The 19,657-nt window shown below is 32.7% G+C and carries 23 protein-coding genes; 2 read left to right on the plus strand and 21 right to left on the minus strand.

Going from position 1 to position 19,657, the window contains the following annotated elements:
* Positions 1-96: 96 nt before the first annotated feature.
* The gene (locus BMX03_RS06080) at positions 97-960 is read left to right on the plus strand and encodes an MFS transporter (protein WP_255361424.1); all 864 of its coding nucleotides are present in this window, start codon (positions 97-99) and stop codon (positions 958-960) included.
* A gap of 52 nt (positions 961-1,012) precedes the next feature.
* Here the strand turns inward: BMX03_RS06080 and BMX03_RS06085 are convergent, their stop codons facing one another.
* The 13 genes from BMX03_RS06085 to BMX03_RS06145 all read right to left on the minus strand — a co-directional run bounded on the left by BMX03_RS06085 (position 1,013) and on the right by BMX03_RS06145 (position 11,898).
* On the minus strand, positions 1,013-1,510 hold the full coding sequence (locus tag BMX03_RS06085) for a GNAT family N-acetyltransferase (RefSeq protein ID WP_008537194.1): 498 nt from the start codon (positions 1,508-1,510) through the stop codon (positions 1,013-1,015).
* A gap of 15 nt (positions 1,511-1,525) precedes the next feature.
* The gene (locus BMX03_RS06090; RefSeq protein WP_008537195.1) at positions 1,526-2,140 is read right to left on the minus strand and encodes an epoxyqueuosine reductase QueH; all 615 of its coding nucleotides are present in this window, start codon (positions 2,138-2,140) and stop codon (positions 1,526-1,528) included.
* 26 nt (positions 2,141-2,166) lie between these two features.
* Positions 2,167-3,171, minus strand: coding sequence for a Holliday junction branch migration DNA helicase RuvB (ruvB, locus tag BMX03_RS06095; RefSeq protein WP_008537196.1), 1,005 nt, complete (start codon positions 3,169-3,171; stop codon positions 2,167-2,169).
* Positions 3,172-3,209: 38 nt separating this feature from the next.
* On the minus strand, positions 3,210-4,196 hold the full coding sequence (locus BMX03_RS06100; protein WP_008537197.1) for a lysylphosphatidylglycerol synthase transmembrane domain-containing protein: 987 nt from the start codon (positions 4,194-4,196) through the stop codon (positions 3,210-3,212).
* 174 nt (positions 4,197-4,370) lie between these two features.
* Entirely contained in the window at positions 4,371-4,643 is a 273-nt protein-coding gene (gene minE, locus BMX03_RS06105; RefSeq protein ID WP_008537198.1) for a cell division topological specificity factor MinE, read from the minus strand.
* Between the two features lie 19 nt (positions 4,644-4,662).
* On the minus strand, positions 4,663-5,466 hold the full coding sequence (minD, locus tag BMX03_RS06110; RefSeq protein WP_075555284.1) for a septum site-determining protein MinD: 804 nt from the start codon (positions 5,464-5,466) through the stop codon (positions 4,663-4,665).
* Between the two features lie 90 nt (positions 5,467-5,556).
* On the minus strand, positions 5,557-6,171 hold the full coding sequence (minC, locus tag BMX03_RS06115; protein ID WP_091694371.1) for a septum site-determining protein MinC: 615 nt from the start codon (positions 6,169-6,171) through the stop codon (positions 5,557-5,559).
* Positions 6,172-6,191: 20 nt separating this feature from the next.
* Positions 6,192-7,994 (minus strand): penicillin-binding protein 2, encoded by a 1,803-nt coding sequence (gene mrdA / locus BMX03_RS06120; RefSeq protein ID WP_091694374.1) that lies wholly within the window; start codon positions 7,992-7,994, stop codon positions 6,192-6,194.
* A 185-nt stretch (positions 7,995-8,179) separates the two neighbouring features.
* Positions 8,180-8,686: a rod shape-determining protein MreD gene (gene mreD / locus BMX03_RS06125; RefSeq protein ID WP_008537203.1), complete on the minus strand. Its 507-nt coding sequence runs from the start codon at positions 8,684-8,686 to the stop codon at positions 8,180-8,182.
* On the minus strand, positions 8,683-9,561 hold the full coding sequence (gene mreC / locus BMX03_RS06130) for a rod shape-determining protein MreC (RefSeq protein WP_022228238.1): 879 nt from the start codon (positions 9,559-9,561) through the stop codon (positions 8,683-8,685). Before mreC ends, mreD begins: the two co-directional genes overlap by 4 nt.
* A complete protein-coding gene (locus tag BMX03_RS06135; RefSeq protein ID WP_008537205.1) occupies positions 9,561-10,604 on the minus strand; it encodes a rod shape-determining protein in 1,044 nt (347 codons plus the stop codon). Before BMX03_RS06135 ends, mreC begins: the two co-directional genes overlap by 1 nt.
* Positions 10,605-10,645: 41 nt before the next feature.
* Positions 10,646-11,335 (minus strand): RadC family protein, encoded by a 690-nt coding sequence (gene radC / locus BMX03_RS06140; protein ID WP_015563140.1) that lies wholly within the window; start codon positions 11,333-11,335, stop codon positions 10,646-10,648.
* On the minus strand, positions 11,332-11,898 hold the full coding sequence (locus tag BMX03_RS06145) for a Maf family protein (RefSeq protein ID WP_091694377.1): 567 nt from the start codon (positions 11,896-11,898) through the stop codon (positions 11,332-11,334). The genes radC and BMX03_RS06145 overlap by 4 nt, the downstream gene beginning before the upstream one ends.
* Positions 11,899-12,228: 330 nt before the next feature.
* On the opposite strand from BMX03_RS06145, the gene sigH reads away from it, so the two are divergent.
* A complete protein-coding gene (gene sigH, locus BMX03_RS06150; protein ID WP_008537208.1) occupies positions 12,229-12,948 on the plus strand; it encodes an RNA polymerase sporulation sigma factor SigH in 720 nt (239 codons plus the stop codon).
* Between the two features lie 50 nt (positions 12,949-12,998).
* On the opposite strand, the gene pyrR is transcribed toward sigH, so the two are convergent.
* From pyrR to BMX03_RS06190, 8 genes are all read right to left on the minus strand, one after another.
* Positions 12,999-13,547 (minus strand): bifunctional pyr operon transcriptional regulator/uracil phosphoribosyltransferase PyrR, encoded by a 549-nt coding sequence (gene pyrR / locus BMX03_RS06155; protein WP_091694380.1) that lies wholly within the window; start codon positions 13,545-13,547, stop codon positions 12,999-13,001.
* Between the two features lie 53 nt (positions 13,548-13,600).
* Entirely contained in the window at positions 13,601-14,515 is a 915-nt protein-coding gene (locus BMX03_RS06160) for an RluA family pseudouridine synthase (RefSeq protein WP_022228236.1), read from the minus strand.
* Positions 14,512-14,964, minus strand: a complete 453-nt coding sequence (gene lspA / locus BMX03_RS06165; RefSeq protein ID WP_022228235.1) for a signal peptidase II — start codon at positions 14,962-14,964, stop codon at positions 14,512-14,514. The genes BMX03_RS06160 and lspA overlap by 4 nt, the downstream gene beginning before the upstream one ends.
* A 17-nt stretch (positions 14,965-14,981) precedes the next feature.
* A complete protein-coding gene (locus tag BMX03_RS06170; protein ID WP_091694382.1) occupies positions 14,982-15,767 on the minus strand; it encodes a YlmH family RNA-binding protein in 786 nt (261 codons plus the stop codon).
* 24 nt (positions 15,768-15,791) lie between these two features.
* Positions 15,792-16,235 (minus strand): cell division protein SepF, encoded by a 444-nt coding sequence (locus tag BMX03_RS06175; protein ID WP_008537214.1) that lies wholly within the window; start codon positions 16,233-16,235, stop codon positions 15,792-15,794.
* A 15-nt stretch (positions 16,236-16,250) separates the two neighbouring features.
* Complete coding sequence (locus tag BMX03_RS06180) at positions 16,251-16,940, minus strand: YggS family pyridoxal phosphate-dependent enzyme (RefSeq protein ID WP_091694385.1); 690 nt, start codon at positions 16,938-16,940, stop codon at positions 16,251-16,253.
* Positions 16,941-17,023: 83 nt separating this feature from the next.
* The gene (gene pgeF / locus BMX03_RS06185; RefSeq protein WP_075555291.1) at positions 17,024-17,842 is read right to left on the minus strand and encodes a peptidoglycan editing factor PgeF; all 819 of its coding nucleotides are present in this window, start codon (positions 17,840-17,842) and stop codon (positions 17,024-17,026) included.
* Between the two features lie 50 nt (positions 17,843-17,892).
* Entirely contained in the window at positions 17,893-19,620 is a 1,728-nt protein-coding gene (locus BMX03_RS06190) for a TIGR03960 family B12-binding radical SAM protein (RefSeq protein ID WP_022228231.1), read from the minus strand.
* Between the last annotated feature and the right edge of the window lie 37 nt (positions 19,621-19,657).

A 19,657-nucleotide genomic window follows, 5' to 3' on the forward strand; every position in this document is an offset into this window, starting at 1 on the left:
CATCAACCTTCTTTGGAGAGATATAGTAAGACCTGCTATTTTAGTAGGCAAGTATCGTTTGTATCCAAGAATCCCCTGCCTTTAGGCATGGGGAGTATGTCAAACCCTGTATATGTTTCATTATCCTTTGCTATAGCTTCTTCATCTGTATCAGAAAAAGAAGCACCTAAGGCAGTAGCAAAAGTAATGGTTGGTGTTTCAGCTGGTATGGTGCTTGGTGTACCAGTTATGAGTTATATTGCCAATTTATTTTCTTTAGAAATAGCTATGCTGGCTTTTGCTTTGGTGAATTTAATCGCTTTAGCATTGACAATAATATATGTGCCATCTATGCCAGTCAAAGAAAAAATGTCTTATGGTTCTCAGCTCAAAATTTTAAAAGATATTAATTTATGGTGGGCTTTGATAGCTGTAATTTTATTAAATGGTGCAAATTTTGGTGTATATAGTTATTTAGCCGACTATTTAGAAAGAGTATCGCTATTATCCACAGAATTTGTGAGCATTACACTTTTGATTTTCGGTTTAGCAAATATTTTAGGCAATGTTATTGCTGGTAGATTATTAAGCCAAAGACCACTTTCATTTGTAGGGATATATCCATTTTTATTGACAGTATTATTTTTAGTAATGCTATTTTTAGGTAATATGGGTTTTGTAATCATGGGTATAGTTTTAATCTGGGGAATACTTGTGGGCTGTGCTGCAAATATTAATCAGTATTGGATAACAAGAGTAGCATCTAATGTACCTGATTTTGCTAATGCTTTATTTTTAGTAGCTACAAATGTAGGTACTTGTATAGCAGCTTTTGTATGTGGTATTTTCATTGATGAATTTGGTATAAATAATGTAGTTTTAGGTGGCATTTTATTCACTGTATTGAGTATAGGTTTCTTCTTTGCAGGAATAAAAAAATCACCAAAGGAAAAAATGTTAAAAGTAAATAAAGCAGTATAAAAAAATCCTCTATAGTTAAATGAATTATTCATCACTAACTATAGAGGATTTTTTATATATTTAGGAGCATGTCATACCAGACAACGCCACCATGTGTAGATTTAGAAATACCTAAATTTTGAAATCCAAATTGTTCATAAAATGGAATAAGTTGATGTTTACAACATAAAATAATTCCAGTGCGTTTTTCTTTTTGAGCCTTTTCAATAAGATTTTTCATTAATTTAGTTGCAATGCCTAAATGTTGATAAGATGGCAATACATCAATACCAAAGATTGTTTGATACTTTCCTTGTGGTTGATGAAGTTTAGCATTTGTATACATTTCATCAGTAATAGTTTCTTCATCAGTTACCATACCATTGACGAAACCTATAATTTCATTGTCATCATGTTTATGAATTTTGGCTACTAAGAAATGATTAGGAAATACATCAAATCTGGATTTTAAAGTATTTAAACTAGCACTTTCTTGGGATGAAAAACATATTTGCTCAATATCTGCAAGAGTTATTAAATCATCAGCTGTTGCAGTAGTAATAGATATCATAAAAACCCCATCACATCATTTATTATTTTGCTCATTAAAGAGAGCTTTTAATTTTTTTTTGCGTTTTTTCTTGAAAGAATTGGAATAACGTTCTTCTTCACTGAAGATACAACCACAATAAGGTTGACGATATAATTCTAAATCAATGCTTGTTTGTGTTCCTTCAGCAAATCCTGGTCGAAAATCTTCATAGAAGAAAGGAATACCTACCGCTTGAGAAATTTTTTGAGCGACATCTTTCATCATTTCATGGTTTTGATAAGGACTGACAAATAAAGTTGATGAGAATGCATCAAAATTATTTTCTTTAGCATAGATTGCTGTTTGATGAAGTCGCCAAGCATAACACATACGACAGCGTCGATTATCTAAATTAAGACCATCTGTATTTTTTTCGATCGTTAAAGCACGTTGTAAAAAATCTCGTAATTGATAATTTGTATCTACGATAAGTTTTAAATCAACTTTTTGTGCATATTCTTGTGCAGTTGTTAAACGGTGCTTAAATTCTTTATAAGGATGAATATTAGGATTGAAAAAATATCCTGTAATATCATGACCTTCTGAGCGAAGTTTTGGCACTGGATAACAAGCGCATGGACCACAACACATATGAAGTAATATATTCATTTATAAACTCCCTAAATAAATATAAATTATTCCGTTTTTGTTAAACCAAGGTGTTCATAACCAAGCTTGGTAACAACTCGCCCTCTAGGGGTGCGATTGATAAAGCCTAATTGAAGTAAATAAGGCTCATAAACATCACCGATAGTATCTGTTTCTTCGCTTACTGCTGCAGCTAATGTTTCAAGACCGACAGGGCCACCACCGAATTTATTAATCATAGTGAGTAAAATATTGCGGTCGATATGGTCAAGTCCCATTTTGTCAATTTCAAGCATAGCTAGAGCCGTATCTGCGATTTCATCAGTGATGATACCGTCGCCTTTTATTTGAGCGAAATCACGAACTCGTTTTAAAAGGCGATTAGCTACTCGAGGTGTTCCACGAGAGCGACGTGCGATTTCCAAAGCTCCTCTATCTTCGATAGGTATATTTAAGATTTCAGCGGAGCGCTTGATAATAAAAACTAATGATTCGGGTGTGTAATATTCTAAGCGAGAAATAACACCAAAGCGATCACGTAGTGGAGAAGCTAAGGCACCAGCTTTAGTAGTCGCTCCAATGAGTGTAAATGGTGCAATGTCAAGACGAATAGAGCGAGCGCTTGGCCCTTTACCGATGATGATATCCAAGGCAAAATCTTCCATAGCGGAATATAAAACTTCTTCTACGCTATGAGAAAGACGATGAATTTCATCAATGAATAATACATCTTTTTCGGTGAGATTGGTAAGTAGTGCTGCTAAATCGCCAGAGCGTTCAATAGCTGGCCCAGAAGTTACACGGAAGTTTACTCCCATTTCATTAGCGATAATATTAGCAAGTGTAGTTTTACCGAGTCCAGGAGGTCCGTATAAAAGTACATGGTCAAGAGCTTCATTGCGATTTAAAGCTGCTTGAATGAAAATAGATAAATTATCTTTGACTTTATCTTGTCCTATATATTCTTGTAATTTCTTAGGGCGTAGGGAATACTGCCAATTATCAATATCCATCTCGCCACCAGAAACTATGCGTTCATTAAAGTCTTCCATTAAATAAAATTTGCCTCCATAAATAAAATTTTAAAAGATTATTTTATAAGTGGTTTATTTAAAAAATCTCGACCAAAGACTTTAATTGTATAGTAAAAACCAATGAGGAAAGGTATATATTCAGCGATTAAGCGCCATGTAACAGCTACAATACCGACAGTACCTTCTGGTAACATAGAGTTAAACAATAATATAAAACCACCTTCGGCGATACCAGAACCTCCTGGCGTTGGAGAAAAGTAAAGTAAGATATTTAAAATTATCATACGTCCCATGGCTAAGACACCATCAAAATCATCAGTTAAACTAAACATTAAAATTGGTACGATAGCATAGATAAAAAGTAAACTTAAGCCCGACGTAATATAGACTTTAAGCATTTTTAAAGGTGAAGCTAATAAAAGTTTTATAGCTAATTTATTATCTCGATAAAAAGAAAGAAATGCTTTTGCTTTTTTGTAAGAAAGTCGACGAACAAATTTAATTACTAGATAATCTAAGTAATTATGCTTGAAACACCAAATCAACATCAAAATAACTAAAAAAGCCAAACTAGAGATAATCATTAAAGTTTCATCAGAAATCCATGGGATTATACCTGCATCATGCATGAAGATAAACGGCATACACATGATTAAAAACATGATGGATAAAATTGTGCGGACAATGACAATTATAGTGGCTTTTCCGACAGGTATTTCAGCATGACGTAAAAAGAGTACTTGAGCAATTGCACCACCGCTGAAACCAGGTGTTAGCAGTGCTAAGAAATAATTGCCAAATACTACATGTAATGCTTGTGAAAATGAGATTTTTTCGTTGGAGATATTGACTAACTGGACAAGTCTTAAACCATCTAAAAATAAACCAAAGCTAATGGAAATCAAAGCTGCGATTATTGCTAGAGGATTGAACTGTGTCAAACTAGATAAAGTATTAATATCCACTGTGAAATAGATGACTCCAGCAGAAATCACAGATACGAAAAAAATTAAGACACAAAGTCTTTTATGGAATTTGTTCATTAATATAAACCTCATTAATATGGGATAATTTGATAATCATTATGTTATATTGTACCATTTTTTTAGATGAAGTGTAAAGCAAAGCAATAAATACTAATCTAATAAATAGATGATAAATATTGAGTAAAAAATAAAAGGACAAGCACTTATTAAAAATAAATGCTTGCCTATAATTTATCTTTTAGCTTGATTTTTGATGCGATTTACAGGGATATTAGCTAATAATGCAACAGAATTATCATCATTTTCTAGCGAAATTTCCATTTCATTTTTATTTATATCCATGTAATGAGAAATTACCTCAATTATATCGTTTTTTAAAGCTTGCATAACTTCAGGAGAAATATTAGCACGGTCATGAATTAATACGACTTTTAATCTATCTTTAGCAATTTCTTTAGATGTTTTTTGATTTCTATTTAATAATTTCATTACAACCTCAAACATAATATTATGCTCTCCTTAATTAAAATAATTTTTTTAATCTATCAAAGAAAGACTCTTTAGTGCGGAAAGTCATAAATGGAACATCTTCACCACAAAGACGTCTAGTGATATTTTGATAAGCTATACCAGCTTGAGATTTTGTATTAGCGATTACAGGTTCACCACGGTTAGTAGAAGATACGACCATTTCATCATCTGGAATTTGACCGATACATTTTATAGCTAAGATATCGTTGATATCATCAAGGTCAAGCATTTCGCCTTTGGCTACCATATCAGGACGAATTCTGTTGACGATTAATAATATATTTTCTTTATCAGCACGGTTTAATTCACCAATAATTTTATCAGCATCACGAACAGCAGAGATTTCAGGCATAGTAACTACTAGTGCGATATCAGCAGCAGCTACAGCTGTTTTGAAACCTTGTTCAATACCAGCAGGGCAGTCAATCAAGATGAAATCAAAGTCTGCACTCATTTCTGCACATAAAGCGACAATTTGTTCAGGAGATACGGCGAGTTTATCTTTTGTCTGAGACGTAGGCAATAAAAATAATGTTTCATATTTTTTATGGCGAACAAGAGCTTTTTTGTAAGGAATTTTACCAGATGTTACATCTACTAAATCGTACATAATGCGATTTTCTAAACCTAATAATAAGTCAAGATTGCGAAGCCCTGTATCTGTATCAATAAGTGCAACTTTATATCCTTTCATGGCAAGACCAGCACCTATATTGGCTGTAGTAGTAGTTTTACCTACACCACCTTTACCGGAAGTAATAACAATGATTTTACAATTTGTATTAGTTTGAGTCATATAAGATTACTGTTGCCTTTTTGCACTATAAGACAAACAGAAAAGCACCTCTCTTTACAATTATATACTTTTATTTTGTGCAACTTAGATTTATCGATTGAATGGTTCTAGGATAATAGTATTATCACAGATAATAGCTTTTTCAGGAGTTGATGATTTATTATCAGTAATGTTTTCACTATTATCTGGTGCTCTAGCAATTAAATGTGCTATGCGTATTTGTAGTGGCGATAATTTATCAGCAATTATATAAGAATTAATATCGCCATAGGCTCCAGCATAGACAATGCCACGACAATGACCGTGAATATCAATATTTCCACCAGCTATGATTTTAGCACCAGGATTGACATTTCCTTCAATGACGATAGAGCCTTTAGAAAAAATTTCTTCGCCTCCACGTACAGTGCGTTTGATGATTAATGGCGGATTTTGTGCTGAACAATGTTGGTTTGTAGCTGTCTTATCAACAGCTACAATTTTTAAATTTAATTGATATTGTTTTAAGATATCAGATAATATATTTTGCTCTTCTTGAGAGAATTTATCATCTTTGAGCAATATAGTAGTATTAGCTTCAAAAAAATTGGAACAAGAAGCTAATTTTTTACTTAATGCTTCTTTAATTTGATTGAAATTAGCTTTTTTTGTTATGACTAAAATTAAGCCATCATTAGAACCTTTAAACGTTATTAATTCATTCATATAATCACTTCATTTTATTATTATTGTTGTGCAGGAGCTGGTTGATTTTCTGGAGTTTTTGGCTTATCTAAACCAAAAGCAGCACTTAGAATTTTATATCCAATAGGTACGGCAGAAGTAGCACCATAACCTGCATTTTCTACGATAACAGCTACAGCAATATTAGGATTATCAAATGGACCGTAGGCTACAAACCAACCATGTTCACGACCATGAGAGTTTTCGGCAGTACCTGTTTTACCAGCAATTGGTACAGGGAAGTCTTTAAACATGGCAGCTGCTGTACCGACAGTACTAACTTCATGTAGACCTTCTTGAACAAGACTGATAACAGATGGATCAATATTTAAATCACGTTCAACTACTGGATCAAAATGTTTGATTACAGTACCATCTGGAGCTATGATATCTTTTACTAAATATGGGCGATATTTTTTACCACCATTAGCAGCTTCACTCATAACTAAAGCCATTTGTAATGGTGTAGCAAGTGTAAACCCTTGACCTATAGAAGCGTCAAATGTTTCAGCAAGATACCAATCTTCATCAAATACTTTACGTTTGTATTCAGGGCAAGCGACATTACCTACAGCTTCATATGGTAAGTCTATACCTGTTTTTTCACCAATACCAAAGATACGAGCCCATTTTGCTAATCTATCAATGCCTAAACGGTTACCCATTTCGTAGAAATAAACGTTATCAGAATGAGCTAAGGCTTGTTCAAAATTGATATAACCTAAAGCTTCACCATCAGCATTTGTTTTTGGAATTATCCAGTGCTGACCAGAGTCAAAAATCAATTCATCAGGAGTTACTACTTTTTCCATTAAAGCAGCAGTACCTGTGATGATTTTGAAAGTGGAACCAGGAGGATATTCACCAGTTACAGCTTTATTATCAAGAGGATAATGTGGATTATTATTTATAGCATTCCAGTCTTTAGTGGAAATACCAAGAGCAAATAAATTTGGGTCATAAGTTGGACGACTAACCATAGCTAATACTTCGCCAGTTTGAGGATTTAATACTACAGCGGCAGCAGCCTGCGCATTGATGCCAGACATTACTTCGTCCATGGCTTTTTCTGTAGCTTCTTGAAGATTGTGATCAATAGTCAAAGTAAGACTTGCACCACTTACAGGATTTTTCATGCCTAGACGTTGAACAGGACGACCGGTAACGTCAACTTCAACCTGTTCACCACCAGGAATACCACGAAGGTATTTATCATAGTATTTTTCAAGACCAAATTTACCAATGATATCACCTAATTTATAGGAATCATCACCAGTTTTTTTCTTGTCTTCAAGTTCACTATCGCTGATTTCACTTACGTAACCGAGAGCATGAGCTCCTTCATATTTATAGATATAGTTACGGACTGGTTTTGTATCGATAAATACACCTGGATATAAATCTTGTTGTTCTTCAATGATAGTTACTATTTCAGGTGGTACATCTATTTTTAAGGTAACAGGGTCAAAACCAGAATGATGAGAAATTTTTTCATTTATTTCATCAACACTGATATTTAATAAAGTAGCCAAGCGAGCCACTACTTCAGGAGATACAGGCTCTAAAGATGGTAATAATTCTACAGTAAAAGCAGGTCGATTATTTACTAATTGTACACCATTGCGGTCGTAGATAATGCCTCGAGGTGCAGACGTGGAAACAAGACGAATGCGGTTACCATCTGCTAATTTAGAAAAATATTCGCCTTGATAGATTTGTAAATAAACTAATCGACTAATGAGTGCAACAACTATAAGTGTTACAATAGCAGCTAAAATTTTTAAACGTTTATCAAGAAATTTCAACTTTAATTTACTCCTATAATAAATTAAGACACCCTTAGGTGTCTTAAAGTCATTTAATATCGTATAGATATAAAAATATGCTTACCTAAAAGTTAATATAATTATATCATACTCTTTTAGATTTTTTATAAATTATTTATGATTGTGAGCTATTCATCACTCTAAAATTAATTTCTAGCCTAAGGTTAGAATTGTTCAGATCTTTTTATCCAATATTGAAGTTTAGCATCGATTTTAACAACGATAAAATATACAGGATAAGCAAATACTAGATTATAGATAAGAGCGATAATCATATTGTTTATGACAAGCCAGATATTATAACTATAACCTAATAAAAAGATGAATAAAGCAATGATAAAATAATTTAAAAAAGTAGAAAATACACTAGCTACAATAGGTAAAAATATATTTTCTTTGTAGATTAGTTGAGATATCTTATGGATTAAGATACAGATGATAACAAGACTTAAAGTATGAATACCAAGGAATGTACCAGAAGCTAAGTCTTGAAATAATCCTGCACAAAATCCATATAAAATAGCATATTTATCATAAATAATGCTAAAGAAAATAACTAATAATAAGATTAAATCTACAGAAATTCCATCATAAGCAATAATGTTAAAAACAGATGATTGTAGAATATAGGCAATGAATATTAATAAAAAACATGGTATTACTGTTTTCATTTTGTATCACCTGTAGTAGGTTGAGCTGGAGTTGCAGCAGGTTGAGCTACTTCACGATGGTTAATGATAACAGCAACATTTTCAAGTTTTTGAAAATCTACACAAGGGTATAAAGTTGCATATTGTAATAATCCACCAGAATCATTTTTTATAGCTGCTACAGAGCCGATAGGAATTCCTTTTGGATAGATACCACCAAAACCAGAAGTGATGATAGTATCGCCTTCTACGATATTAGCATTTTGAGGGATATTAGTCATATTGATTGCTGAATTGGAATCAGCAGAACCCTTGACTATACCAGCTACTCGAGAATTAGCACGTTGAACAATAGAGCCAACAGCAGAGCGAGGGTCAGTGATAAGTTCAACTTCAGAATAAGAAGCATAAGCTTCATGAATATTACCTACAAGACCATCAGGAGTAATGACAGTCATATTTTTTTGTACACCATCATCTGTACCACGATTGATAATGATATGACTGCTCCAAGTAGCACTATCACGACCAATAACGTTGGCAGGTAATAAATCAAATTGCAAATTAGCTTTTTTATAATTTAATAATTGACGCAGATTAGCATTTTCTGCTTCAAGCTCAGCTGTACGAGCAACCTTGAGTTTTAAATCATCGTTTTGAGCTTTTAATTCTCTATTTTGGTCGTAAACATAAAATACATCATAAACATAGTTACGGAAATCATTACATTTACTTGAAACTGCGCTAGTAACAGATTGAAATGGTGCTAAAACGTTTACAACAATAGAATTAGCAAGTGGTGCATTAAATCTACCAATAGCAGCAAAAAAGAGAATACAAATTATGCTTATAATGATAAATAAGACGATTAATGAACGTTTAGAGGGTGATTTCATTATTTATTCAACTTCTTATCACTAATAATTACATTGTTTAAGAGATTGATATTTTCTAAAGATTTACCAGTACCTTCACCAACACAAGATAATGGGTCTTCAGCAATGATTACAGGCATACCTGTTTCTTGAGAAAGTAATTTATCTAAATTGTGTAATAAAGCACCGCCACCAGTTAGCATGATACCACGGTCTAAGATATCAGCAGCAAGTTCAGGTGGTGTTCTTTCAAGTGTTACTTTTACAACATCAACAATTTTCTTAACTGGTTCTTTCAAAGCTTCAGTGATTTCTTCAGCATGAATTTTTAATGTTTTTGGCAAGCCACTAACGAGGTCACGACCACGGATTTCAAAATCTTTTTCCATGTCATCACTAACCATAGCATTACCGATAGACATTTTGATTTCTTCAGCAGTGCGTTCACCAATCATGAGGCTGTATTTACGTTTTATATATTGAATGATAGCAGTGTCTAAAGCGTCACCAGCAACACGAAGAGAACAGCTTGTAACAATACCACCAAGGGATATAACAGCGATTTCTGTAGTACCACCACCGATATCAACTACCATACTACCAGTAGCTTCTTCAACAGGTAGACCAGCACCAATAGCAGCAGCCATAGGTTCTTCAATTAAATATGCTTCTCTAGCACCTGCTTGAATAGCAGCATCTATAACAGCACGTTTTTCTACTTCAGTTACACCAGATGGTACACCTACAACAACACGTGGTTTGCTAAAGGAAGAACCATTTCTAGCTTTATTGATAAAGTATTTTAACATTGCTTGAGTAACTTCAAAATCAGCAATTACGCCATCTTTCATTGGGCGAATAGCTACGATATTGCCTGGAGTACGACCAATCATGCCTTTGGCATCAGAACCAACAGCAAGAACTGCTCCTGTATCCTTTCTAATAGCAACAACAGATGGTTCTCTAAGCACAATACCTTTTCCTTTTAAATGCACAAGGGTATTGGCTGTTCCTAAATCGATACCGATATCTTGGGAAAAACCACCAAATAAATTCCACTTCATGTTAAAACATTCTCCCTTCAATTTTATAACAATCTGACTACTTATTCTATCATACCTTGTTGTTTTAAGCTAGTAAATTTATTATCTCCAACAATAATATGATCTAAAATTTCTATATCAAGTATTTTACTGCCTGCTATTAGCTTTTTTGTTATATGAATATCTTCCATACTTGGGCTGGGATCGCCACTAGGGTGATTGTGTACAAGTATCATAGATGAAGCAAAATGATTGATAGCACAGCGAAAAACTTCACGAGGGTGAACTATAGAAGCATTTAAGCTTCCTATAGAAATATCTGGAAAAGCAATGATTTGATTTTTAGTATCTAAAAGTAAAATGGCAAAGTGTTCTTTTTTCTCATAACGAAGTCTAGGCATTACATAATTTACTACATCTAAAGGTCTTTTTATCGCCAATTTTTGTGCAGAAGGTTTTTTAGCTAGACGCAAACCTAATTCAATAGCAGCTAACAGCGTAGTAACTTTAGCAAGCCCTAAACCTTTTATAGAAATCAATTCTTTTGGTGAAGAATTCACAAGAGAAGCCAAGCCATCTTCTTTATATTTAGCTAAAATTTCTTGAGATAATTCAAATACAGATTTTTTTCGTGTACCAGAATGTAATAATATAGCTAATAATTCAACATTGCTTAAAGCTTTGGCTCCAAGAGTTAAAAGTTTTTCGCGGGGTCGTTCTTCATCAGGTAAATCTTTGATACTTGTGCTCATAAATCAACATCAGCTTTTTTACATAAATTATATAAACAATTTAAAGGTAAACCTACTACATTAAAATAACAGCCATTGATTTTTTCAATAAAAATAGAAGCTAATCCTTGAATAGCATAAGCTCCTGCTTTATCTTGTGGTTCTTTTGTTTTAATATAATTTAAAATTTCCTCATCAGATAAATTTTTCATGGTAACATCAGTAGTGCAAACATCAGAAAATATTTTTCCATTTTTTATCAATGCAATACCAGTGTAAACTTGATGTGTTTTTCCTGAAAGATTTTTGAGCATACAAAAAGCATCATTATCATTTTTAGGTTTACCATAAATTTTGTTGTCTAAGGCAACTACAGTGTCGGAACCTAAAATTATTTCATCTTTATGATGGTTATCAACGCTGGCTTTTGCTTTTAAAATAGCATTTTGCATGACTAATTTTTGTGGATTGGGTTCATCGCAAAAAGTGAGTTCTTCACAACTGCTAGGACGACAAACGAATTTGCAACCGATTTGTGATAATAACTCTTTACGACGCGGTGAAGATGAAGCTAAGACTAACATAAAAAATCCCTTCTATAAATAATTTTGTTTATTAATATGCTTTTACATATGAATACTAATCATACGATATAAGATAACTATTGTATTAGGATTTATATAAAAATAAAAAATAGCATATTATGAATGGTTAAGTTCATTATAGCAGAGAACATAAAGCTTTTCATCTAATTTTACTAAATTTTAATTTTGCATAATATCAAAATCAAACTGTATAAATATTCTGATTATCTATAATATTGGCTTGACTGAAACACAACCTCAATGGTATAATTCTGGATATAACTTGCAAATTTTGGAAATCGTTGTTATTTTCACAGAGGAGATAGTGCGATGGAGATAAATAATAGTAAAGAATTAGAAGAAAAAATTAAATGTCTAGATAAAATGACTGATGAAGAAATTGTAATGCAAATAAAAGAAAAGCATGATGATGTCGCACTAGATTATATAATAAAAAAATATCGCAATTTAGTTAGAGTAAAGGCAAGAGCGTATTTTTTAATTGGTGCTGATAGAGAAGATATCATTCAAGAAGGCATGATAGGACTATATAAAGGCGTCCGAGATTTTCGCAGTGATAAATTATCTTCATTTAGAGCATTTGCCGAAATGTGTATTACACGACAGATTATAACGGCAGTAAAGACAGCTACAAGACAAAAACATATACCATTAAATTCATATGTATCGCTAAATAAACCAATTTATGATGAAGAATCAGACCGTACCTTGCTAGATATAATTTCTGGCTCTGTTGTTATTGACCCTGAAGAGATGATGATTCATCGTGAAGAATTCTTAGATATTGAAGATAAGATGGAAAAATTATTAAGTGATTTAGAATGGAAAGTCTTAATTGCATATCTTGATGGTAAATCTTATCAAGAAATTGCTGTAGAATTACATAGACATGTAAAATCAATTGATAATGCGCTACAAAGAGTAAAGAGAAAACTAGAAAAATATGTAGACGGTCATGGTAACATAGACATAAAAGGTAGTATGAGTGATTTTGGTTCTGTAGGTAAATATTTAAGAGATATGTATTAATTAAAAAGCTGTAATTTTTAAGTTTTTATGCTTAAAAATTACAGCTTTTTTTAAATGTATTCGCCAATGAAAACTTTATCACAATCGTCAGTATCAGTTAATTTTACTGCAATAGTTTCTTTTGTAGCAGTAGGAACATTTTTACCTACATAGTCAGCACGAATAGGTAATTCACGATGTCCTCTGTCGATTAAAACAGCTAATTGAATTTTTTTAGGTCTGCCTAAATCAATTAGAGCATCTAAGGCAGCACGGATAGTTCTACCTGTGTATAAAACATCATCTACTAAAACAAGAGTTTTATTAGTGATATCTTCATCAATATGAGTTTCTTGAATTAGTGGCTGATAAGACATATGAGCTAAGTCATCACGATATAAAGTGATATCTAAAACGCCGATAGGAATATGAACACCTTCGATATTTTCGATAATAGAAGATAATCTTTCAGCTAAAGGCACACCACGTTTTCTAATGCCAACAATGATGACATCTTTAGTGCCTTTATTTTTTTCGATTATTTCATGTGCTATACGAGTCAAAGCACGTTCGATGGCTTTACCGTCCATGACAACAGTTTTTTCAATTAGTTTAGCCATTATTAATCACATCCTTAAATAAACTTCATGATATTGATGATTTAGATAAAAGTTTAAATGGTTTGACGAAAATATTTTAATAAGTTTTCCATATCTTCAGGAATTGGTGCAGTAAATGTCATTTCTTCTTTTGTGCGTGGGTGAATGATTTTTAAATTTAAAGAATGAAGTGCTTGTCCTTCGATATTGAATTTATTTTTACTATTGCAATATTTAGGGTCACCGATAAGTGGGTGTCCGATATATGCCATGTGAACACGAATTTGATGTGTTCTACCTGTCAATAATCGACATTGTACGAAAGTACAATTTTTATAGCGTTCTAGTACATGAAAAACAGTAGTTGCTGGTTTTCCACCATTTGTTACAACTGCCATTTTTTTACGGTCAATAGGGTGGCGACCGATATTACCATTGATAATACCTTTTTCTTCTGTGATATTACCATGAACTAAAGCTACATATTCTTTAATAGCTGTTTTACTGCCTATTTGTAAGGCTAAGTCATTATGAGCAAAATCATTTTTAGCAACAACCATAACGCCAGAAGTATCTTTATCTAGGCGATGAACAATACCAGGGCGAATTTTGCCATTGATACCGGATAATTCATCATGACAATGATAAAGTAAAGCATTTACTAAAGTTCCACTGTAAACTCCAGCGGCAGGATGAACTACCATACCACGAGCTTTATTGATGACGATAATATCGTTATCTTCATAGAGAATATCAAGTGGAATGTTTTCTGGTTTTACTTCTATTTCTGTAGGTGGTTCAAACACCATAGTGATTTGGTCATTAGCTTTTAATTTATAATTAGCACGTTTTACTTCATTGTTGACAGTTATAGCACCATCAGTAATCATTTTTTGAATGCTAGCACGAGATGGATTATCTTCTTGACCGGCAAGAAAAACATCTAATCTAGTGCCTATTTCATCAGAGATTGTATATGTTTTTATCATGAGTTTGTTCCTTTATCTGTAATAAATAATAGTTCGTAAATGATGATGATACAGCCACAAACAATAGCAATATCGGCAAGATTGAAAATAGGCCAAATGCGAAAATCGATATAATCGACTACTTTACCGATGAATATACGGTCAATCATATTGCCAATAGCGCCACTGAAAAGCATAGCTATACCTAACTGAAATAATTTATTTAGTTTTATGATTTTAGAATAAAAATAAACGATAGCGAATATCAAAATTACAGCGATAAAGATAAAAAAGAAACGCTGATGTTCTAAAATACCAAAGGCTGCACCTGGATTTAAAATATAAGTGAGATGCAATAAATGAGGAATAACAGGAATAGACTCACCTAGAAACATATTGTTTACAATTAAATATTTGATTAATTGGTCTAAGACGATGATTAAAATAACAAAAGAGGATAAAAAAAACACAAATAAGTCTCCCATTTTTAAAGATAACGTTTTAATAAAACAACAGTACGTCCTTTTTTTGTAGTTCCACGAACTTCAGCTACTTCTAGGCGACCACGTCCACGAATGGAAATGATATCACCTTGTTTTACCATTTGGGAGGCACTTTTCACAGTTTGCCAATTTAATTTGAGTTTTTCAGCATCGATCATAGAAGACATTTTACTGCGAGAAGCTCCAAATCCAGAAGCTGCGATAGAATCAATACGTAAAGAGGCTACAGTGGAAGTTATTTCTTTGCAACGTTCTTCACGAGGAGCGATAGTTCCAAGGTTATCTAATTCACAACTAACTTTAGCTGAACTGATTTGTGTTAAATTTTGTAAGATGAAATCAGCCATTTTAGTAGTGCAAATAATTTTTACCATACCTAAAGTTATCAATAAATCACCTATTTGCTCACGTTTGATGCCAAGTCCCATGAGAGCACCTAAGACATCACGATGCGAAAGACGATAGAATTTATCGTTCCATGTAGCTTTAACAACAGAGATATTATAAGAAGGTTTTCCCATAAAATCTTCATGTACAAAGTTGGCACATTGTCTTTCTGCACCGATATATCCGCCAAAGAAATTAACAGATATACCATCATAGTGAGCGACTACAGTTTCAGCTATTTCACAGCCATAAGGGTCAAGAAAATCTGTAGCACGGAATTTTTTTGTTTTGTTTACAGCTTCTACTGCGTCTATTAATTTTATAACAATTTCTTCGCCTTCAGTTCCTTTATAAAAGCGAATAATCTTTTCACGGTCTGCCATTATAAAAAAATCAATCCTTTTTATTTATTCTTCCCAAGGCATAGTTGTTGAAGAAGATGGTTTTTTCAATTCTTCAGTGAAATTAACACTAACATTATTTGGGGCACACATAAATACATTTTTACCAACTTTTTTAATATCGCCGGATAAAGCGTAAGTAGTACCACTGATAAAATCAATAATGCGTTTAGCAATATCGCTACTAGTGTTTTCAAAGTTTACTACAACTGGTTTGTGGTTACGAATATGGTCAGCTACTTGCTGAGCATCATCAAAAGAAACTGGCTCAATTACCATTACTTTTAATTGGTTGTTTTTAGCTTTATTTTTAAAATCTACAACATTATCAGGATTTTGATAAGTTGTTGCTTGTAAATCACTATCATCAGTGTTATCTACTTCTTCAATATATTCTTCAGATTCAGGATTTTGTCCCATCTTATTGCGGATTTTGTCGACAATTTTCATAATATATATTTCTCCTTAATATTGACGTGGGCCGAAGATACCTGTGCCAACACGAACGATATTAGCACCTTCTTCAATAGCTATTTGGTAATCATGTGTCATGCCCATAGATAGATATTTTATTTCTGATGTAGCAAATGTTTTAGCTTGAACTTTTTTAAAGAGTTTAAACATTTGAGCAAACATAGGACGAACATCTTCTAAATTATCTACTTTTGGTGCAATAAACATTAGCCCCATAAGTTTTAAATTGCTTAATATATCAATTTTCGCTAAAAGCACGCCTAATTCCTCTAAATAAACCCCAGTTTTTGAAGCTTCTTTGACTAAATTAACTTGTACTAATACTTGTTGAACTTTGTCGATTTTTTGTGCTTCTTTATTTAGAGCTTCAGCTAATTTGATACTATCTACTGATTCAATCATATCAAATAGTTTTACAGCATATTTAGCTTTATTGGTCTGTAAATGACCAATTAAATGCCATGTTACATCACGATTTAAAGTTTCATGTTTTTGCAAGGCTTCTTGTACTCGATTTTCACCGATTACATTAGCACCAGCATCAATAGCTTCTTGCATAGAAGTTACATCATGATTTTTAGTTACTGCTACTAATAAAACATCTTCACTAGCAGCATTATGTCTTTTTGCTATACTTTCTTTAATATGTTCTTGAACAGTTTTTAAATTTTCTTTAATCATAGAAATTCATCCCCTGAAAATCTTATAATCTATTTAATAATATAATAATTTATGAAAATTATCCATACTTTAGGCAAAATTATTTATCTAAGTGAAATAATCGAAGCTATTCTACCTGTTTTGCCATTATCTGCACGATAAGAGAAAAATACATCTTTGTTACAAGCAGTGCAAGTATTAGCCATATCAATATTATCAGCTAGAACTCCTGCTCTTTGTAAGATAATAGCATTTGCTTGCCAAAGATCTAAATGATATTTTTTACTATCTTGATTAAAATGCAAGATTTTATCGCTATCATTTTGGAAGACTTCATTAAATTTTGCAACTACCTCATCACCTATTTCATAACAACATGCTCCAATAGATGGACCTATGGAAGCTAGGCAATCACTAGGATTAGTGTGATAATGTTTAGTCATTTCTGCTACTGTATGCTTGGCAATTTCGCTTACAGTGCCACGCCAACCACCATGAGCTACACCAATAGCATTATTTTTAGGGTCATAAATCATAATAGGTGTGCAATCTGCAAAAAATAAAGTGAGTGGTACATTTTTTAGATTGGTAATTAGCGCATCTGTATCGTCGATGGAATTTGCAAAAGAAATAGCACCACTACCGATATTTTCTTCAGTGATACAAGCTACTTTATTGCCATGAACTTGCTTACAAGTAGTCATTTTATGACTATCTAAATTTAAACCTTTACAAAATAATTGGCGATTAGCGATGACATCATCTGGATTATCATTTACATGTAAAGCTAAATTTAAGCCATCAAATGGTGCTTTACTATGACCGTTAAATCTAGTAGATATGGCATGAATTACTTTATCTTGAGGAAAAATAGAAAATTGTCCATACCATAAATTATTTTGAGCGTGAATTAATTTGAACAAAAATATCAACTCCTAAATATACATAAAGGATAAAAGATAATAAATATGGATTATTTGCAGACACCACAACGCTTGCAACCATCAAAGCACTGTATAGTGTGTTTTTCTTGAAGTGCTGTTTGCAATTCTTTCCATAAATAATCTTTAGTAAAGCCCATATCTAAGCTATCCCAAGGAAGTAATTCTTCTTTATCAAAATTGCGATATAAATAATCATCAGCATTGATTTTGAAAGTTTTTAAGGCACGTTTAAACGCTTTGCTACCGCCATTTAAATGAGCTTCATAAATTACTTGAGAAATTTTTCTATCTCCTCTAGCTAATATGCCTTGGATAAATGATTCTTTGGTGGATTCAAATTGAACTTCGATATTTTTATATTTTTTTAGTTCAGATTTTATATATTTAAAATATTTTTCCGTTTGTTTTAAATCTGCCATAGCACTCCATTGAAATGGTGTGCATGGTTTGGCGATAAATGGATTGATACTCAAGGTTAAAGTTCCTTTAGAACCAAGTTTTTCCATATATTGTTTTAAGCGAATAGTCATATCAACAATGGCTTTAATATCATTTTCATCTTCATTAGGAAGACCTACCATGATATATAAGCGATAATTTTTAACGCCAGCATTTATACCCATAGAGATGGATTTAAAGAGATGTTCTTCTTCGATGCCTTTATTGATGATATGACGGATTTTTTCACTGCCTGCTTCAGGTGCTAGAGTCAATGTTCTTTGTCCACTTTGAGCAAGAGCATCTACTAATTCTTGTGTTACGGAGTCAGCACGAAAAGAAGCAACAGACATAGGCATATCTTGACTGCGAATATGTGAGCAAAGTTCATTGATTTGCGGATAATCAGATATTGCAGGGCCCATTAGACCTACTTTTTTATTCAGATTTTTTGCCTGCGGTAAATATGATAATAATTTATCTAAACTGCGATGGCGAGGTTTTCTAAAGCAATATCCTGCCATGCAAAAACGACAATGACGACCACAGCCACGAGATGTTTCGATTAGAAATAAATTGAATTCTGTATTTTCTGTAGTGATGACAGTTTTACCATCATAAGCATCTAAATCTCTTATCCATTGACGAGAGACTTTTTGAGGAACATTATTATTTGTTTTGATGGCGGAAAGTTTATTATTTTCATCATATATATGGTCATAAAAACAAGGTACATAGACACCTGGCACTTGAGCGAGTTTAAATAATAATTCTTTGCGGGATAAATTTTCATTAGATGGATCATTATATACATCTAAGAAATTATTAATAGTTTCTTCACCTTCGCCAATGATGAAAGCATCAATAAATAATGAGAGTGGTTCAGGATTAAATGTAGCACAAGGACCGCCAGCGATGACAATTGGGTCTTTTTCTGTGCGTTCGTTAGCTAATAATTTTACTTTACCTAAAGAGAGCATTTGTAAAATATTGAAATAGTCCATTTCAAAAGAAATAGTAAAGCCAATTAAAGCAAAATCATGAAGTGGTGTTTGTGTTTCCATACTCATAAGCGGAGTATGAGTGCGTGTATAATCATCTATTAAATTTTTATCAGGCAAAAAGAAACGTTCACAAGCACTGTCATTGCGGTTGTTTATTTGGTCATAAATTATATGAAAACCTAGATTAGACATACCAACAAAATAAGAATTTGGATAAGCTAGGGCAAATCGTTTGCGAAAGCCACCAGGAAAGATTTTATATCCTTGTTCTTGTTTGAGCATTTCTTGTAATTGTTGTTTTAATTTCCAATTCAAAGTGGGCGTATTCTCCTTTATTTTATAGTTAAATTTA

Source organism: Megamonas sp. Calf98-2 (assembly GCF_900110235.1).
Classification (GTDB): Bacteria; Bacillota; Negativicutes; order Selenomonadales; family Selenomonadaceae; genus Megamonas; species Megamonas funiformis.

Excerpts from the sequence above, each read along its gene's own strand:
- BMX03_RS06100 (WP_008537197.1), bottom strand. The coding sequence starts at position 4,196 with ATGAACAAATTCCATAAAAGACTTTGTGTCTTAATTTTTTTCGTATCT.
- minD (WP_075555284.1), bottom strand. The coding sequence starts at position 5,466 with ATGACTCAAACTAATACAAATTGTAAAATCATTGTTATTACTTCCGGT.
- BMX03_RS06160 (WP_022228236.1), bottom strand. The coding sequence starts at position 14,515 with ATGATAAAAACATATACAATCTCTGATGAAATAGGCACTAGATTAGAT.
- BMX03_RS06170 (WP_091694382.1), bottom strand. The coding sequence starts at position 15,767 with ATGGCAGACCGTGAAAAGATTATTCGCTTTTATAAAGGAACTGAAGGC.
- radC (WP_015563140.1), bottom strand. The coding sequence starts at position 11,335 with ATGAGCACAAGTATCAAAGATTTACCTGATGAAGAACGACCCCGCGAA.
- minC (WP_091694371.1), bottom strand. The coding sequence starts at position 6,171 with ATGAATGAATTAATAACGTTTAAAGGTTCTAATGATGGCTTAATTTTA.
- BMX03_RS06135 (WP_008537205.1), bottom strand. The coding sequence starts at position 10,604 with ATGAAGTGGAATTTATTTGGTGGTTTTTCCCAAGATATCGGTATCGAT.
- BMX03_RS06175 (WP_008537214.1), bottom strand. The coding sequence starts at position 16,235 with ATGAAAATTGTCGACAAAATCCGCAATAAGATGGGACAAAATCCTGAA.
- sigH (WP_008537208.1), top strand. The coding sequence starts at position 12,229 with ATGGAGATAAATAATAGTAAAGAATTAGAAGAAAAAATTAAATGTCTA.
- ruvB (WP_008537196.1), bottom strand. The coding sequence starts at position 3,171 with ATGGAAGACTTTAATGAACGCATAGTTTCTGGTGGCGAGATGGATATT.
- minE (WP_008537198.1), bottom strand. The coding sequence starts at position 4,643 with ATGTTTGAGGTTGTAATGAAATTATTAAATAGAAATCAAAAAACATCT.
- BMX03_RS06085 (WP_008537194.1), bottom strand. The coding sequence starts at position 1,510 with ATGATATCTATTACTACTGCAACAGCTGATGATTTAATAACTCTTGCA.
- mreD (WP_008537203.1), bottom strand. The coding sequence starts at position 8,686 with ATGAAAACAGTAATACCATGTTTTTTATTAATATTCATTGCCTATATT.
- mreC (WP_022228238.1), bottom strand. The coding sequence starts at position 9,561 with ATGAAATCACCCTCTAAACGTTCATTAATCGTCTTATTTATCATTATA.
- BMX03_RS06080 (WP_255361424.1), top strand. The coding sequence starts at position 97 with ATGTCAAACCCTGTATATGTTTCATTATCCTTTGCTATAGCTTCTTCA.
- BMX03_RS06180 (WP_091694385.1), bottom strand. The coding sequence starts at position 16,940 with ATGATTAAAGAAAATTTAAAAACTGTTCAAGAACATATTAAAGAAAGT.
- BMX03_RS06090 (WP_008537195.1), bottom strand. The coding sequence starts at position 2,140 with ATGAATATATTACTTCATATGTGTTGTGGTCCATGCGCTTGTTATCCA.
- pyrR (WP_091694380.1), bottom strand. The coding sequence starts at position 13,547 with ATGGCTAAACTAATTGAAAAAACTGTTGTCATGGACGGTAAAGCCATC.
- BMX03_RS06145 (WP_091694377.1), bottom strand. The coding sequence starts at position 11,898 with ATGTTAGTCTTAGCTTCATCTTCACCGCGTCGTAAAGAGTTATTATCA.